The organism is Streptomyces clavuligerus (assembly GCF_005519465.1).
In the GTDB taxonomy this organism is placed as follows: domain Bacteria; phylum Actinomycetota; class Actinomycetes; order Streptomycetales; family Streptomycetaceae; genus Streptomyces; species Streptomyces clavuligerus.
This window is the reverse complement of record NZ_CP027858.1, coordinates 6,514,225-6,530,567: the sequence shown is the minus strand read 5'-3', so window position 1 is coordinate 6,530,567 and position 16,343 is coordinate 6,514,225. Positions and strand designations below refer to the sequence as shown.

Below are 16,343 nucleotides of genomic sequence, written 5' to 3'. Positions count from 1 at the left end.
GCGTTCCGCGGGTCAGCCCGGTGCGGGGACGGGGAAGACCAGCTCGGGCCGTTCCCAGGTGACCTTGGGGGGCTGGGCCGGGGAGACACCGACGCGCTCGGCGCCCACACTGCGGTAGAAGCCCTCGGACGGCGGGTGCGAGACCACGCGCACGGAGGTGAGGCCCGCCGCGCGCGCCTCACCGAGCATATGGACGATCAGCCGACGGCCGATGCCGAGCCCCTGGGCCCCGTCGGCGACGAACATCAGATCCAGCTCGGCGCCGCCGAGCAGCAGGGAGTAGAAGCCCAGCAGGGTGCCGCGCCCGTCCACGGCGAGGAAGACGGGGTGGGCCTCGATGTACGCGGGTTCCACCAGGTACCCGGCCACCATGGCGGCGTACTCCCCCTCGTAGGCGCGGGCGCCCCGGACCATGGCGGTGAGCCGGTCGCTGTCCGCCGCCGTCGCCCGGACCACGCGCAGGGCGTCCATGGGGAGCGCACTCACCCCATCTGTCATATGCGAACTCATGGAGGGAGTATTACATTCGCAGGTCAGATGGTCATGGGGTGATTCATTACCGTCTCAATACATGGATGTGCAGCCTTATTTCATGACACAACATGAAGAAACAGACAGAAGGGGTGGCCGGCGGGGTCGAGCAGGACCCGCAGATCGCCGGATCCCTCAGGACCGCCGGGCCCGGAGGACCCGGTGCACCCGGAGGGCTCGGCGGGCTCGGTCGCGCCGAGCCGGAGCGCGTGCCGGACCGCCGCGTCGAGATCGTCGACCTGGATGTCCAGATGCAGCATCTTCTGCTGCCGCCCCGGCCGTTCGGGCCAGCTCGGCGGCGCGTACTCCGCCTCGGTCTGGAACGACAGACCGAGGGAGCCGTCGGGCGAACGGAGCTGGACCCAGTCGGGCTCGCTCGCCCGGACCGTCCAGCCGAGGAGATCGGCCCAGAACGCGGCGAGACGGTGGGCGTCGGCACAGTCGATCACCAGACTGCGCAGGACGAAACGGGGGGCGGAGGACATCGGGGGCTCCCTTGACGGACGGCGGGACCGCAGGCCGCGCCGCCGGGTCCCGGCCACCGGGTCCCGGGGGCCCGGCACCCTCCGATACCTGCCCCGCCGGGCCGCCCGCACCCGTGTCACCGGCCGGTCAGGCGGCCCGCCAGTAACCGAGCGCGTCGACACGCTCCTTGGGGAGCCCCAGCTCCTTGCGGGCGTACCCGGCCAGGGCACGGGTCGTCGCCGTGTCGCAGGCGATCCAGAGATAGGGGTCCGCGCAGCCGTCCAGCAGGGCGGGGAGGGCGGAGACGACCTCGTCCACCAGTCGGCGGCCGCCGTCCTCGCGCGGGACGCGGCGCACGTCGTGGACGGTGTCGTCGAGCCGGATCGGCAGCCGTTCGTCCGAGCGGTGCGAGGTCTCGAACCAGAGGGTCGCGGGCACCCCCGGGAAGGCGTCCAGCAGGGAGTTGACCGCCGGGAGCGAGGCCGGGTCGCCGACGACGAGGAGCCGTCCGGGCGGTGGCGCGGGGGCGGTGAACCCGGTGCCCTGGAGGGTGGCCTCCACCGTGTCGCCGGGCCGCGCGGCGCGGGCCCAGTCGCTGGCGCACCCGTCGTGCAGGGCGAACTCCAGGCTGAAGGTCCCCGCGACGGGGTCCGGGTCGACGAGGGTGTAGGCGCGCTGATGGGGCCTGCCCCCGTTGTCGAACCAGATCCGGACCCACATGGTGGGGTGGACCCCGGTCCTCGCCAGCATCCCGCCGTCGGTCAGACGCACCCGCCGGAAGCGGTCCGTGACCTGCTCGGCCCCGGTCACCGTGAAGGTGAAGTCCTTGCCGCGCAGCAGTTTGAGTACCACGCCCTCCCAGCCATGCCCCATCGCGCCGCCACTCCCTTCCCTTGAGTCCCGCCGCGTCTTCCTTGAGTCCCGTTACATCCCGGGAGCCCCCGGTTTGTCGACCGAACACCCGTGCATTAAGTTAGGCCAGCCTAACCTAAATCGACGTTGGCGCGTTTCACATTGTTGACACGAGTCAACAAGGCGCGATCCAAGCAGCAGGGAACGGGAAGCAGTGAGCATGAAGGTGTACCGCGACGACTGGGGCATCCCGCATCTCCGGGCCGACGGCGCGGACGAACTCGCGTTCGCCCAGGGGTACGCCACCGCCGTCGACCGGGCCTGGCAGATCGAGGTCGACCGGCGCCGCGCCGAGGGCACGTCGGCCGCCTTCCTGGGCACCTCCGCCGTCGGCTGGGACCGCTTCGCCCGCCGGGCCCGCATCGACGACACGGCCCGGCGCTGCTTCGAGGGCCTGGAGCCCGCCACGGCGGCGTGGGTCACCCGTTACACGGACGGGGTCAACGCCGGACTGGCCCGGGGCGCCCGGCGCGCCCCGCAGTTCGCCGCGAGCGGGCTCGTCCCCGGCCGCTGGCGGCCCTGGCACCCGCTGGGCATCTGGCTCTCGGCCCATGTCCTGTTCGCGGGCTTCCCCGCCAAGTTCTGGCGCGAGGAGGTGGCACGGACGCTCGGCGAGGAGTCGATCGACCTCTTCGCCACCGACGCGCGCGGCTCGGGCAGCAACGGCTGGCTCGTGACCGGCGAGCGCACCGCGAGCGGCGCCGCCCTGATCGCCGGTGACCCGCACCGGATCATCGAGGATCTGGGCGTCTATCAGCAGATCCATCTGGCCTGCGACGAGTTCGACGTGGTGGGCCTGGCGGTGCCGGGCGTCCCCGGGATCGCCCATTTCGGGCACACCGGATCGGTGGCCTGGGCGATCACCAACGCCATGGCGGACTACCAGGACCTGTACCGGGAGCGGCTGCGCACCGGGGCGGACGGGGTGGAGGCGCTGGGCCCCGACGGCTGGCGGCCCGCGGCGGTCCACACCGGGACCATCGAGGTCGCGGGCGGCGAGCCGGTGCCGGTCGAGGTGATCGAGACCGAGCGCGGCCCCCTTGTCATGGGCGGCCCCGGCGACCCGGAGAGCTACAGCCTGCGCACCCCTTCCCGGGTCACCGGGGACATCGGCTTCGACGCCCTGCCCGCGCTGCTGCGGGCCAGGACCGTGGACGATGTCGACCGGGCGTTCGGCCGCTGGGCGGAGCCGGTCAACGTGGTCCAGGCGGCGGACACCTCGGGCGGGCTGCTGCACCGGGTCGCCGGGCGGGTCCCGGTGCGCCACCCCGGGAACCGGCGGCGGCCCGTCCCGGCCTGGGAGGCGGCCCATGTCTGGCAGGGCTGGGACCGGATGCCGCGCCGCGCCGTCGACCGGGCCGGGGCCGGGGCCGGGGCCGGGATCGCCGTCATGGCCAACGCGCGGGGCATCGCGACACCTCTCGGCGTCGAGTTCGCGCCGCCGCACCGGGCCGACCGCATCCGCTCCCTGCTCGGCGCGCGCACGGGCTGGACCGCCGGGGACATGGCCCCCATCCACATGGACACCCTGCTGGAGTCCGCCCGGCCGCTGCTCGCCCTGCTGGCCCCGCTGGACGGGTTGAGCGAGCGGGCGGCCCGGCTGCGGGACCGGCTCACCGGCTGGGACCGCCGGATGGACGCCGACAGCGCGGACGCCGCCCGCTACGCGGAGCTGCGCTCGGCCGTGGTGCGGCGGATCGCGGCGGACCCCGCGCTCGCGCCCCTGGCCGCCCGGGTCGCGGACTCGCCCCACCCGGACGAACTGCGGCCCTGGCTCGCCTTCGTCCCCCGGGTGGCCTTCGCCCTGGAGGGGTTGCTGACCTCCACCGCGCTGCCGGAGCTGGACCGCCCGGCGGCGGTCCGGGCCGCGCTCGAAGAGGTCGCGCTCGAAGAGGTCACGGCCGGGGACGGCCCGGGGGCCACCTGGGGCGAGCGGCACCGGCTCGCCCCCTGGCAGGCCCTGCCCGCCGAGCCGGACGGGGGCTGGCCCGGACTCTCCGGCGACCACGACTGCGTGCTCTCCACCATCAGCCTCCCAGGCGTGGTGGACCACAGCTGGCGCGGTCCCGCCGCCCGCTATGTCTGGGATCTGGCGGACCGTGACAACAGCCTCTGGGTGGTGCCGTTCGGCGCCTCCGGAGTGGACGGCGACCCGCACCGGCGCGATCAGCTCCCGCTGTGGCTGACGGGCGGGCTCGTCCCCGTCATCACCGACTGGAACCGACTCACCGAGGAGAACCGTGTCCATTGAATCCCCTGAATCCCCCGCGCACGCCCGCGCGGCCGTGTACGAGCGGACCGTCGACGGCTTCGGCGCCGTCCGGCTCGTCCGGCTGGTCCCGGACACCGACGCCGACCTGGTCCACGGCTGGGTCTCCGAAGAGCGCGCCCGCTACTGGGGCATGGTCGGCCACACCCGCGAACAGGTGCGGGACATCTACGCGTACGTCGACTCCCTCGCCACCCACCACGCCTTTCTCGCCCTGCGGGACGGGGAGCCGGTGGCCCTCTTCCAGACCTACGACCCGGCGGCCGACCCGGTCGGCGAGTGCTACGAGGTCCTGCCCGGCGACTTCGGGGTGCATCTGCTGGTCGGCGGTGCCACCGGGGGGCAGCAGCGGGGCTTCACGGGCGCGCTGCTCCGGGCGTTCACGGGCTTCGCCTTCAGCGACCCCGCGACGCTGCGCATCGTGGTGGAGCCGGACGTCCGCAACGAGAAGGCCCTCGCCCGGCTGGTCCGGGCGGGCTTCGAGCTGGGGCCGGAGATCGACAAGCCGGAGAAGCGGGCCCGGCTGGCCTTCCTGAGCCGGGAGGCGGCCGCCGGGCAGGGCTGAACGGCCCGTTCGGACGCCCGCCCGGCACCCGGCGGGCCCCGATCGGGACGCGGCCCGGCACCTCCGGACGGAACGCGGCGCCCGCCCGGGGCAGGGCGGTCGGCGCGGGCCGGGGGCCGGTGCCGACCGCCGGTGCCGGCGGCGACCGCGCCGGGTGGGGGGCCGTGGCCGGGAGACGCCGCCGCGGCCCCCCGGCTCCCGGCGCGCCGACCGCCGTCGACCGCCGTCGACTGGCTCAGACACCGGATTCTTCAGGCCCGGGGCATATGCCATGGGCGCGTCGCCCGAGCCCCCTCGCCGGGCCGGACGCCCGGGGCCGATTCCCCGGGGGCCACAGTGCCCCGAGAGACGGCCGTCACCCCGCGCCACCCGGCGTGTCGTACCGCAAAAGGCCGCACAGGGTGCGCCGGGCGTGCTTCTCCCACTCCGCCGCCGACCGCACCACCCCGGCGGATCGACTGCTTTCCCCGGGGGTCCCCCTCCGTCCGGGGGGTCGATTCCACGCCATTTGACCGCCCCTTAGGGGGGTGATCCCGCCAAGGCGTGTCCTGGCTGATTCTTTATGGTCCCTGAGAGGGCCGACACCCGGGCGCCGTTCGGGCGCGCGGTTTCCGCCACGGGGCCGACGCGCCGGGGCGACCGGGGCCCGCCGTCCGGGGGAATCCGCCGCACCCCTCACCCCAACTCCCCCGCGCCACCCTCAGAACTCCAGTTCACCGGGGTCGGCCGGGCCCGGAGCGCCACACCCCGGCCAAGGCCGGCCCCCGGGGGCCCGCAGGCCGCCCGCTCCACCCCGCCCGGGCGTGTCCGCAGTGTCCCGGACCGCCGCGCCGAGGCGTATCCTGTACCCAACAGCCCGTCACATGGCCTGAATTCAGCGCATCAGAATGCGCGCCGAAGACATATGACTCGGGCACCACCGTATCGAGTGTCGCCGAATCGCTTACAGCCCATCGCTCCCTGTGCAAGAGTCGTAACGGCCCCTTGCTCAGACCGTGTCTCAGACCTGGCCTCGGCCACGCCTGTATCGGAGTACGACATGCCGTCCCATGTGTTCGCGGACCCCTCCGCCTCACAGCCTCCCGAGCGCGGCACCGTCGACGCTCTCATCAGCCGGACCCGCCGCCTGCGCGGCGATGTGGACGCCGTACGCCGGGACACCGTGCTGGACGAGGACGATCCGCACGGCCGCTGGCAGCGGGCCCTGTGCGATCTGGCCGTCCACCAGCTCGACGACCTCGGCACCCATCTCGGCCAGCTCAAGGAAGGGCTGGCGGACCCGGCCGACGGCTCCGGGGAGACCGGCGCGTTCGGGAGCCGCGGGACCGGGAGCCACGACGGACTCCCCGATGGACTCCACGACGCGTTCCCCGGCGGGGGGCCCGCGGACGGCCCGGCGCACCCGGGACACCACCCGGCGGCCATGGCGCACCCGGGACATCCAGGACACCCGGAGCGCTCGGCGGGATCGGCGTACGAGGACCCGCTCGCCGGATACGAGGCGGACCGGGCCCAGCGCACCGGATCGCTGATCGGCCGGGTCGGCAGCGCCGAGTGGAATCTCCTCACCGACGAAGTGCGCTGGTCCGAGGAGCTGTTCCGGATTCTCGGGCGCTCCCCGCTGAGCGGGCCCATGACCCTGGACGAGCTGCCGTCGGTCGTCTTCGCCGAGGATCAGCCCCTGCTCACCGCCCTGGTGACCGGCTGTCTGGTCGACGGCAGGCCCATCGACGGCGAGTTCCGGATGGTCCGGGCCGACGGCCGGGTGCGCACCGTGCACATGACGGGTGAGCCGGTCCTCGACTCCGACGGGTCCACCGCCTCCATGTGGGCGGTGTTCCGCGATGTGAGCGAGTTGCGCCGCAGCGAGCGGGCGGTGCGCGAAAGCCGGGACTCGCTCCACCGCCGTCAATACGCCGAGCGCACCGAGCGGCGGCTGGCGGTGGAACTCCAGGAGGCCGTACTCCCGTTCGGCCAGGGCTCACTGCCCTTCCCCGACGACGGCAGCGGCGCCCTCGACATCGCCGCCCACTACTTCCCCTCCGGGAACAGCGCGCTCATCGGCGGCGACTGGTACGACGCGTTCCCCCTGCCGGACGGCGGTTCGCTGCTCGGTGTCGGCGATCTCACCGGACACGGGCCGGCCGCCACGTCCGCCATGGCGATGCTGCTGGGCGCGGTCCGGGGCATGAGTCTCGCGGGGGTGGCGCCCGGGCCGCTGCTGGGCCATCTCAACCATCTGCTGGACACCTCGGCCCAGCCCTCGCTGGGCAGTGTGGTGTGCTGCCGTTTCGACCCGGCGAGCCGCGTCCTGTCCTGGGCGCAGGCGGGTCACCCCGCCCCGCTGCTGTTCCGCAGGGGGACGGGGCGTCCGCTGACACCGCCCGAGGGGATGCTGCTCGGCGCGGCCCCGGGCACCCGGTACGAGCAGGCGGAACTGCGGCTGCTGCCGGGCGATCTGCTGGTGCTGCACACCGACGCCCTGATGCGCACCGGCGCCACGGTGGGCTCCGGTGCCGAGCGGCTGCTCGCCCTCGCGCCGCGGTTCGAGGAGGCGCGGGACGCGCAGGGCTGTCTGCGTGCGCTGGTGGAGGCGTTCGGCTGGGAGAACCGCGAGGACGACGCCTGTGTCCTGGTGGCACGCGTCACGTCCTAGCCGGATACGGGCCCGCGCGGACCGCGTCCCGGGATCTCCGTGCCGGGGTGGTTCAGACCTCCGCGTTCCTGGCCTTGAGGGAAGGGCTGTTGGGCAGGGCGAGCCGGATCTCCCGGCGCAGTTCCTCGATCCGGTGGTAGCCCGCGTACTGCCCGGTCAGCCGGTACATCTCACGGAGGCGGTCCCAGGTCCGGTGCGAGGAGGTCTCCCCCATGGAGACCAGGGCCAGCCGGGCGTAGCGGTCGGCCTGTTCGGGCTCGTCGGCGATGAAGCTGGCCGACGCCATGGAGATGTAGTCGAAGATCTGTGACCGCTGGTGTCCGCTGGCGCGCAGTTCCAGGGCCTTGCGGGCGTGTCCCTGGGCGATGGTCGCGGCGGTGGGGTCGTGGTCGGCGAGGGTGCGGTAGGCCAGGGCCTCCATGCCGTGCAGATCGGCCTCGTCGAACATCTGCATCCAACTGGGCGGGGGCACATCGCCCTTGTCGGAGACGAACAGCTCCTCCGCCTTGCCGAGGGTTCTGCGGACGGCCTGTCCCTGGCCCATGGACGCCTGGGCCCATGCCTCGATGGTGTAGAGCATGGCGCGGGTGCGGGGCAGGGTCTCGTCGCCGGAGCCCGACTGGGCGAGTTTCATCAGATCGAGTGCGTCGTCGGGGCGGCCCAGGTGCACCATCTGCCGGGCGGCCCGGGAGAGCGCCTCTCCGGCGCGCGGCCGGTCGCCGCCCTCGCGTGCGGCGTGGGCGGCGATGATGAAGTACTTCTGTGCCGTGGGCTCCAGGCCGATGTCGTGGGACATCCAGCCCGCGAGCACGGCGAGGTTGGCGGCGACGCCCCACAGGCGCCGCTGGAGGTGTTCGGGGTGGCGGTAGGAGAGCATGCCGCCCACCTCGTTGAGCTGGCCCACCACGGCCTTGCGCTGGAGGCCGCCGCCGCGGGCGGCGTCCCAGGCGCGGAAGACCTCGACGGAGCGTTCCAGCGCCTCGATCTCCTGGGAGCCGATGGGCGCCGCCTCATAGCGGTCGTATCCGGCCGGGTCGGCGTGGAGGGGATTCTCGGAGTAGGGGGCGTCCTGGGCGAGTGCCGGATCGGAGTTCAGCCAGTCGCGCATGGCACTGCTGAGCGACGATCCCGCGGCGAGCGCGGCGCCCGCGCCCACCAAGCCGCGTCGGTTGAGCATGAGGTCCATTCCCGTGAATTCGGTGAGGACCGCAGCCGTCCGGCCGGGTGACATCGGCAGGCCGTCAGGGTCGCCGGCGTCCTGCGCCGCCTTGCGTCTGCCCGCTCGCCCGTTCCGTACAAACCCGAGATCCTCGATGGTCACGACACGGCCGAGCCGCTCGGTGAACAGGGCGGCCAGCACCCGGGGCACCGGATCGCGCGGGGTCTCCCCCATGTCGATCCAGCGCCTGACCCGCGAGGTGTCCGTGGCGAGCTGGGGGTGGCCCATGGCCGCCGCCTGCCGGTTCACGAGTCTCGCGAGTTCGCCCTTGGACCAGCCGGCCAGGCCGAACAGGTCGCACAGGCGGGTGTTGGGTACTCCGCTCACGTCAAGCCCCCAGGTTCTCGGCTGAGTTGACAGTAACCCCCCGTCAGGGGGGTGGCGACTATTCGCCAGGGTTCGCCAGGGTTCGCCAGATGGTGTGCCACCCGTTCCGTGGTGTGAGTTAGGAACGCGTCATCCACGGCCCGGCGGCCACGCATTCCCCAGGGTGCGGACGGCCGTCCGGCCGGGGTGGCGCACGCACATCCGTCGGCGCACGAAGGGATCTGTCACCCCCATGTACACAGCATCGTCCTCCGTGTCCGCCCCGTACCGGCCGCGGCGCCCGGCCGCCGCGGCGGGTGCTGGACCGTACGCGGACCCGGTGGGCGCCGCCCGGTCGCGCAGGGCGGCCACGGTCGCCGGCGCGCCCGTCGGCGGAAGAATCGACCTGTCGGGCGCGCAGGGCACACAGCTGCGCATGGCGGTCGCCTCGGTGCACCGGATCTGCCCGGAGTTCCACCCGGTGCAGGTCCTGCGCCGGAGCGGGCGGTCCGTGCTGATCGTCGGGACGACGGGCCGGTCGACCGCGGTCGCCAAGTGCCTGCTGGACCGCTCGTCCGTCTGGGTGGAGCGATTCCGCCATGAAATAGCTGTCTACCGGACCTTCGTCCGGCAGCGGCCCCCGGTGCGCGCGCCCCGGCTGGTCGCCGCCGACCCCGAGAACTGCACCCTGGTGATCGAGCGGATGCCGGGCCGTCCGGCGGCGCTCTCGCGGCATCCGTCGGAGGCCCCGCCCCGGGCCGACTCCGCCGCCGTGCTCGCCGCGATCACCCGTCTCAACAGCTGGCGGCCACCGGCCGAGCTGTTCGACCGGCCGCTGGACTACGCCTCGCGGATCACGCGCTACCACGAGCTGGGGCTGTTCACCGACCGCGATCTCGGGGACCTCCAGAAGCTGCTGCACGGTCTGGCGCAGTCCGGCGGGCGGCAGGGCATCAGCCAGTTCTGCCATGGGGACGCCCTGCTCTCCAACGTCCTGCTGTCCCCGGCGGGTCCGGTGCTGGTCGACTGGGAGCACGCCGGGTGGTATCTGCCGGGGTACGACCTGGCCACGCTCTGGGCGGTGCTCGGCGACGCCCCGGCGGCGCGGCGGCGGGTGAGCCAGGCGGCCCAGCTCGCGGGGCCGGACGCCCGTGACGCCTTTCTGGTGAATCTGATGCTGGTGCTGACGCGTGAGATCCGCACCTATGAGACGGCCGTGCAGCGCACGATGCGGGAGGCGACTCCGGGTCCGGCCGTCATCTCGCCGAACGGGCTGTCCGCGGGTGAGGAGCAGCGGCTGCTGCTGCGGCGGCTGCACGACGACTGCGCCCTGGCGCGCAGGGCCGTACGGGCGGCGGTCGGCACCCGCTGAGGGCCGCTCCGGAGGGGAGCCGCGCCGCGTGTCCGGAGGTGCACCGGGCGCGCGGCGCGGCCGTGTCCGGGCAGCCGGTGGCCGACACGCCGCGGCCCCGGCCCGGCCGTCTCAGCGGGTCCGGGCCGCGGTGGAGCGGGCGATGGGCTCGCGGAGCGGGAAGCCGGGCGGCAGGACCACCGGGATGCCGCCGACCGGGTCCGGGCGGGCCGTCACGGCCGGGGAGCGGACGGTGCGGATCTCCTGCCGAGGGAGCCGGTGCTCCGGGTCGCCGTGCGGTGGACGCGTTCGATCGTGTTGTGGGCGGGTGCTGTCGCCTTCCGCGCCCCTGCCAGGCGTGCACCGGAGCGTCCTCGGAGACGCTGATCCACTGGGCGGGCGGGGTGGGTCCCGGCCGCTGGGAGACGGCGGCCCGGAGCATCAGCGGGGCGGAGAGGGAGAGCAGACCGATCCCGACGGTCAGCATGGTGTCCCGTTCGTCCTGGACGGTGACGAGGGCCCGGGTCGCCGGGCGGCGGTGGCGAGGCCGGAGCCGCCGGGGGACGCCGCCGGGGGCCGTCGCGCTGCCGGGCGCCGGACGTTGAGCGGGCCGGGCGCGGCCCCGGTCGAGTGCCGCGTTCTCGAACGGGGAGGTCACCTCACGGGGGAATCCGACCCTCCGCACGTCCGCCGTCACTCCTCGGCCACGCGGTCGAACCGCTTCCGGCCGGCCCGGCCGATCACACTGATCCGTTCCGGTGTTCGACAGGGTCATGTCGGTGAACTCCTGTTCCTGAAGGGGCATTTGGGACGCGACCGAAAGGGTGTGGACGGCCGTCCGGCACGGCGCGGGGTGATTGACGGATCGGGCCGGGGTGGATATGCGTGGTGTCTCGCTCCCGGTTCGCGCCCCGCGCGTCCGCCCCGCGCGTGCCCTGTCCCTCCCAGGAGGCCGCCTTGCCCGTGTCCGACGCCGTATCAGGTCCTGTACCCGACCCTGTATCCAGCCCCGGCCCCGTGCCGGGCCCCCTGTCCGCTTCCGGTCCCCGGTCCGGTCCGGTGGCCGGTTCCGCGCCGGGCCGCGGTCACAGACCGGCCCCGGTCGCGCGCCGCCTCCGCGGCGCGGGTGTGCAGGCGGCGTCCGTGGCGCTGCTGCTGCCGCTGCTGTCGGCGGGGCTCATGGGCCAGGGAGGGGCGGCTGCCGCTCCCCGGCCGTCGGCCCCGGCGGCGGCGCCCGGCTCGCTCATGGAGGCGTTCACCTCCGCCGCCGCCGCGTACCGGGTGCCCCGTGAGGTGCTGCTCGGTGTCGCGTATCTCCAGTCCCGCTGGGACGGGCACGGCGGCGCGCCGAGTGTCAGCGGCGGTTACGGCCCGATGCATCTGACCGATGCGCGGACCGCGCTCCGCGAGGCGGCGGGTCCGGCCGGCGCTCCTCACCGCCACCCCGGGGGCGAGGAGGACCGGCGCGGCGACGACCGCCGTCCGCCGGTGGTGTCCGCGACCGGGGCCGCCCTTCCCCCGGGGCTCGCGGCGGGCACCCCGCCCGAGCGGCTGCGCACCCTGGAACGGGCGGCGCGGCTCTCGGGCATCGACGCCGGACGGCTGCGTTCCGACCCGGTCGCCAATGTGCGCGGCGGCGCGGCGCTGCTGGCCGATGCGCAGCGGCGGCTGGACCGTCCGGCGGGCGGTTCGGCTGCCGACTGGTACGGCGCGGTGGCGCTGTTCTCGGGCGCCGACGACACGGCGACCGCGCGCGCCTACGCGGACGACGTCTTCTCGGTGATCCGCTCGGGCGCGGCCCGGACGACGGACAGCGGGGCGCGGGTCGTGCTCGCGGCCGATCCGTCGGCCGTCCCCGCTCCGGGCCGGCTCTCCGGGCTCGGGCTGCGGGAGGCGCGCGCGCAGGGGACGGAGTGTCCGCGGACGGTGTCCTGCGAGTGGCTCCCGGCGCCGTACCAGGAGCTGCCCGGCGGCGGGTACGGCAACCACGACCGGTCGGAGCGGCCCCGCTCGCAGAAGATCCGCTACATCGTGGTGCACGACACGGAGGCCACCTGGGACACCACCCTGCGGCTGGTGCAGAACCCGGCGTATGTGTCGTGGCAGTACAGTCTGCGCGCGTCCGACGGGCACATCGCGCAGCATGTCCCGTTGCGGGATGTCGCCTGGCACGCGGGCAACTGGTTCGTCAACGCCCACTCCATCGGGCTGGAGCACGAGGGTTTCCTGACGGCGCCGGACACCTGGTACACGGAGGCGATGTACCGGTCGTCGGCACGGCTGGTGCGGTATCTGGCGCGGAAGTACGACATTCCGCTGGACCGGCAGCACATCCTCGGGCACGACAATGTGCCGGGGACGACGGCGGCGACGATCCGGGGGATGCACACGGACCCGGGCCCGTACTGGGACTGGGACCACTACTTCACCCTGCTGGGCAAGCCCTTCCGGGCGACGGCGGGGCCGTGGGCGCGGGTGGTGACGGTCCGTCCGGAGTACGCGCGGCACCAGCCGGTGTTCACGGGCTGCGCCAGGCCGGGCGAGGTGTGCGCGCCGCACGGCTCGGGCGCGGTCCGGCTGCACACCGCTCCGTCCCCCGACGCGCCGCTGGTCCGTGACATCGGGCTGCGGCCGGGCGGCGAGGACTCGACCACGCAGGTCAACGACACGGGGGCGCGGGCGTCGACGGGTCAGCGGTTCGCGGTGGCCGAGCGTCAGGGGGCGTGGACGGCGATCTGGTACCTGGGGCAGAAGGCGTGGTTCCACAACCCGCCGGAGCAGCCGACCGCGGTGGGTTCACGGGGTGTGCTGATCGCTCCGCGGCCGGGTCCGGCCGAGGTGCCGGTGTACGGGCGGGCCTATCCGGAGCCGGCGGCCTACCCCGAGGGCGTCCCGGTGCAGCCGCTCGCGCCCTACCCCTACTCCCTCCCCGCCGGTCAGCGCTATGTGGCGGGGGATCTGGTGCGCGGTGAGTACTTCTACGCGAAGACGTTCGACCCGTCGGGGCACCGGGTGGTGCGGGGTGCGGAGCTGTACTACGAGATCCAGTTCGGTCACCGGGTCGCTTTTGTGAAGGCTTCGGATGTGCGGCCGGTGCACTGAGGCCGGCAGGGGGACGAAGGGGACCGCCGGTGCGAAAACCGGCGGCCCGTTCATCATTTCGTGTGACTATTTCGGTGATCGCGTGCGCCATCCGGGCGACGGGTAAGGCTGGGCGGTATCACGTCCGTTCTGCCCGGAGAGGCCCCGCCCGTCATGGCACAGCCCTTTGTCCTGCCCGACTTCTACGTGCCGTACCCGGCACGGCTCAATCCCCATGTCGAGACCGCCCGTGCCCACACCCGTGCGTGGGCGCGCGAGATGGGCATGCTGGAGGGCTCGGGCGTCTGGGAGACCCGCGACCTCGACGCGCACGACTACGCGCTGCTCTGCGCCTACACCCACCCGGAGTGCGACGCCGAGGCCCTGAATCTGGTGACCGACTGGTACACCTGGGTCTTCTTCTTCGACGACCACTTCCTGGAGCAGTTCAAACGCTCCCTGGACCGGGCGGGCGGCAAGGCGTATCTGGACCGGCTGCCCGCCTTCATGCCGCTGGACCCGGCCGAGGCCGCTCCCCCGGCGACCAACCCGGTGGAGGCGGGCCTCGCGGACCTCTGGACGCGCACCGTCCCCGCCATGTCACCGGCCTGGCGGGCCCGGTTCACCGAGTCCACCCGCAATCTGCTGAACGAGTCCCTCTGGGAGCTGTCCAACATCCACGAGGGCCGGGTGGCCAACCCCGTCGAGTACATCGAGATGCGCCGCAAGGTCGGCGGGGCGCCCTGGTCGGCGCAGCTCGTGGAGTACGCGGTGGGGGCCGAGGTGCCCGCCGCGGTGGCCGGCTCGCGTCCGCTGCGGGTCCTCACGGACACCTTCGCCGACGCGGTGCACCTGCGCAACGACCTCTTCTCGTACCAGCGGGAGGTCGAGGACGAGGGTGAGCTGAGCAATGGTGTCCTGGTCCTGGAGACCTTCCTCGGCTGCACCACGCAGGAGGCCGCCGAGACCGTCAACGACCTGCTGACCTCACGGCTCCAGCAGTTCGAGAACACCGCCCTCACCGAGGTGCCGCGGCTCTGCGCGGAGCTGGATCTGCCGCCCTCCGACTGCGCCGCGATCGCGCTCTACACGAAGGGGCTCCAGGACTGGCAGTCGGGCGGCCACGAGTGGCATCTGCGGTCCAGCCGGTACATGAACGAGGGACTGGTGGACGCGGGCAACCCCGGCGGGCCGATCGGGATCTCCGCGCTCGACATCCGGACCCTCTTCGGACGCCCGGCGGCTCAGCGGCTCCGCTCCCTCACCCATCTGCCCCACCAGCGGGTCGACTCCCGGGTGCCGGACTTCGAGCTGCCGTTCCCGCTGTCGCTGAGCCCGTACCGCCACGGCGCCCTGGAGCAGTCCATCGCCTGGGCGCGGCAGATGGGGCTGCTGGACGGCCTCTGGGACGAAACGATGCTGCGCGGTTTCGACTTCGCGCTCTGCGCGGCGGGCATCGACCCGGACGCCACCCCCGAGGAACTGGAGCTGAGCACCCAGTGGATGACCTGGGGGACCTACACCGACGACTGGTATCCGGCGGTCTTCGGGCGCTCGCGCGACCTCGCCGGGGCGAAGCTCTGCCATGAACGGCTGCTGGCCTGCGTGCCGCTCCACGACCCCGCCGCGGGCGCGCACGCCGCCGGGACCCCGATGGAGCGGGCGCTGGCCGATCTGTGGGCCCGGACCGCCGGGCCGATGGGCATGGCCCGGCGCAGACAGTTCGTCGCGGCACTCACGGAGATGCTGGAGAGCTGGCTCTGGGAGCTGCACAACCGGGTCCAGCACCGGGTCCCCGACCCGGTCGACTATCTGGAGATGCGCCGGGCCACCTTCGGCGCGGATCTGACGATGCTGTTCGGCCGATTGCGGCGCGACACCACAATCCCCGCCGAGGTGTTCGCCTCCGGCACCCTGCGGACCCTGGAGCGCTCGGCACAGGACTGGTGCACGCTGCTCAACGACATCCACTCGTACCGGAAGGAGATCGAGACCGAGGGCGAGCCGAACAACGCGGTCCTGGTGGTGCGGACCTTCTTCGGCTGCGACGACGCGTCCGCCGTCGACGTCGTCCACGATCTGATGCGGGGCAGACTGCGGCAGTTCCTCCATGTGAAGGAGGACGAGCTGCCGGTGCTGTACGAGGACCTCGCGCTGAGCGGCACGGAGCGGGCGGCGGTCGGGCGCTATGTCGGGGAGCTGGAGGACTTCCAGGCCGCGATGTTCAACTGGCACCGCACGGTCCGGCGGTACGGGGCGGAGGACCCGGCTCCGGGCTCTCCGCTGCTGGGCCCGCCGACGGGGCTCGGGACCTCGGCGGCCCGCCTGGCCTCGGCGCTCGCGCGCTGACACCCGGCCTGAGACGGGTGCGCCGGGCGGGACCGGGGTTCCGGTCCCGCCCGGCGCGGCGGTGGGCGGTGGGTGTCAGCCCTGCTGGAACAGCTCGGCGGGCAGCGGCTTGAGCAGCGCGTAGAGGTCGTCCGTGATGGGCCGGTCCCAGCTCGCGATGGTGACGAGCACATCGTCGCTGCGGTCGAACTGGACGCAGGAGATCCGGCTCTCGGAGAGCTTCAGCCGCCGCACGATCAGCAGATTGTCGCCCTGCATCACGGGCACGTCCTCGGTGCCGACCACCTCGACCTGCTCCTCGTTCTCCAGCGCCAGCAGCAGCTGGGCCACCTCGAAGGGGATCTGTCCCTCCTCGACCTCGCGCGCGGGCGAGCCCTGGGGCAGATTTCCGATGATCATCGCGGGGCCGCGGCCGCCGAAGAGGTCGTACCGCAGAAAGACGCCCTGACAGGTGCCGTCGGGCGCGGGCAGCAGCCCCGCGCCGAGATTGCCGGGCCAGTCCCCCGGGTCCATGGCCAGGACGTCGAAGTCCGGGCCCGCGGGTGTGGGAGCGCTGCGGCGGCGGAGGAAGGACATACCGCCATGGTACGTGGCCGGGGACGTCCGGCGGACCGGGGGCCGGGTCCCCGGGCGGGGGTG

11 protein-coding genes are annotated in these 16,343 nt (G+C 73.5%); 6 read left to right on the top strand and 5 right to left on the bottom strand.

The features are described 5' to 3' along the window. Nucleotides 1–12: 12 nt before the first annotated feature. From CRV15_RS27415 to CRV15_RS27405, 3 genes are all read right to left on the bottom strand, one after another. Nucleotides 13–471: a GNAT family N-acetyltransferase gene (locus CRV15_RS27415; protein WP_003959110.1), complete on the bottom strand. Its 459-nt coding sequence runs from the start codon at nt 469–471 to the stop codon at nt 13–15. Nucleotides 472–590: 119 nt separating this feature from the next. Then, nucleotides 591–1,016: a VOC family protein gene (locus CRV15_RS27410; RefSeq protein ID WP_003959111.1), complete on the bottom strand. Its 426-nt coding sequence runs from the start codon at nt 1,014–1,016 to the stop codon at nt 591–593. Nucleotides 1,017–1,143: 127 nt separating this feature from the next. After that, nucleotides 1,144–1,869: a siderophore-interacting protein gene (locus CRV15_RS27405; RefSeq protein ID WP_003959112.1), complete on the bottom strand. Its 726-nt coding sequence runs from the start codon at nt 1,867–1,869 to the stop codon at nt 1,144–1,146. Between the two features lie 199 nt (nt 1,870–2,068). Here CRV15_RS27405 and CRV15_RS27400 point away from each other — a divergent pair, with 199 nt between their 5' ends. The 3 genes from CRV15_RS27400 (at nt 2,069) to CRV15_RS27390 (ending at nt 7,398) form a co-directional block, all read left to right on the top strand. After that, nucleotides 2,069–4,159 carry a penicillin acylase family protein gene (locus tag CRV15_RS27400; protein WP_003959294.1) on the top strand — a complete coding sequence of 697 codons (2,091 nt, stop codon included), beginning with the start codon at nt 2,069–2,071 and terminating at the stop codon, nt 4,157–4,159. Continuing rightward, the gene (locus tag CRV15_RS27395) at nt 4,149–4,742 is read left to right on the top strand and encodes a GNAT family N-acetyltransferase (protein ID WP_003959295.1); all 594 of its coding nucleotides are present in this window, start codon (nt 4,149–4,151) and stop codon (nt 4,740–4,742) included. The genes CRV15_RS27400 and CRV15_RS27395 overlap by 11 nt, the downstream gene beginning before the upstream one ends. A 1,039-nt stretch (nt 4,743–5,781) precedes the next feature. Continuing rightward, nucleotides 5,782–7,398 (top strand): PP2C family protein-serine/threonine phosphatase, encoded by a 1,617-nt coding sequence (locus CRV15_RS27390; protein ID WP_003959296.1) that lies wholly within the window; start codon nt 5,782–5,784, stop codon nt 7,396–7,398. Between the two features lie 52 nt (nt 7,399–7,450). Here the strand turns inward: CRV15_RS27390 and CRV15_RS27385 are convergent, their stop codons facing one another. Next, nucleotides 7,451–8,944, bottom strand: coding sequence for a DNA-binding protein NsdB (locus tag CRV15_RS27385; protein WP_003959297.1), 1,494 nt, complete (start codon nt 8,942–8,944; stop codon nt 7,451–7,453). A gap of 232 nt (nt 8,945–9,176) precedes the next feature. Between CRV15_RS27385 and CRV15_RS27380 the strand changes: the two genes are divergently transcribed. The 3 genes from CRV15_RS27380 to CRV15_RS27370 all read left to right on the top strand — a co-directional run bounded on the left by CRV15_RS27380 (nt 9,177) and on the right by CRV15_RS27370 (nt 15,704). Next, complete coding sequence (locus tag CRV15_RS27380; protein ID WP_009995128.1) at nt 9,177–10,295, top strand: aminoglycoside phosphotransferase family protein; 1,119 nt, start codon at nt 9,177–9,179, stop codon at nt 10,293–10,295. A gap of 1,038 nt (nt 10,296–11,333) precedes the next feature. Beyond that, nucleotides 11,334–13,376: an N-acetylmuramoyl-L-alanine amidase gene (locus CRV15_RS27375; RefSeq protein WP_009995129.1), complete on the top strand. Its 2,043-nt coding sequence runs from the start codon at nt 11,334–11,336 to the stop codon at nt 13,374–13,376. Between the two features lie 153 nt (nt 13,377–13,529). Continuing rightward, nucleotides 13,530–15,704 carry a terpene synthase family protein gene (locus CRV15_RS27370; protein WP_003959302.1) on the top strand — a complete coding sequence of 725 codons (2,175 nt, stop codon included), beginning with the start codon at nt 13,530–13,532 and terminating at the stop codon, nt 15,702–15,704. Nucleotides 15,705–15,779: 75 nt separating this feature from the next. On the opposite strand, the gene CRV15_RS27365 is transcribed toward CRV15_RS27370, so the two are convergent. After that, complete coding sequence (locus CRV15_RS27365; protein ID WP_009995131.1) at nt 15,780–16,280, bottom strand: hypothetical protein; 501 nt, start codon at nt 16,278–16,280, stop codon at nt 15,780–15,782. Nucleotides 16,281–16,343: the final 63 nt, after the last annotated feature.

Bases quoted from the DNA above. Each gene is read 5' to 3' on its own strand.
- CRV15_RS27365 (WP_009995131.1), bottom strand. From the start codon at position 16,280: ATGTCCTTCCTCCGCCGCCGCAGCGCTCCCACACCCGCGGGCCCGGAC.
- CRV15_RS27380 (WP_009995128.1), top strand. From the start codon at position 9,177: ATGTACACAGCATCGTCCTCCGTGTCCGCCCCGTACCGGCCGCGGCGC.
- CRV15_RS27415 (WP_003959110.1), bottom strand. From the start codon at position 471: ATGGACGCCCTGCGCGTGGTCCGGGCGACGGCGGCGGACAGCGACCGG.
- CRV15_RS27400 (WP_003959294.1), top strand. From the start codon at position 2,069: ATGAAGGTGTACCGCGACGACTGGGGCATCCCGCATCTCCGGGCCGAC.
- CRV15_RS27370 (WP_003959302.1), top strand. From the start codon at position 13,530: ATGGCACAGCCCTTTGTCCTGCCCGACTTCTACGTGCCGTACCCGGCA.
- CRV15_RS27410 (WP_003959111.1), bottom strand. From the start codon at position 1,016: ATGTCCTCCGCCCCCCGTTTCGTCCTGCGCAGTCTGGTGATCGACTGT.
- CRV15_RS27405 (WP_003959112.1), bottom strand. From the start codon at position 1,869: ATGGGGCATGGCTGGGAGGGCGTGGTACTCAAACTGCTGCGCGGCAAG.
- CRV15_RS27390 (WP_003959296.1), top strand. From the start codon at position 5,782: ATGCCGTCCCATGTGTTCGCGGACCCCTCCGCCTCACAGCCTCCCGAG.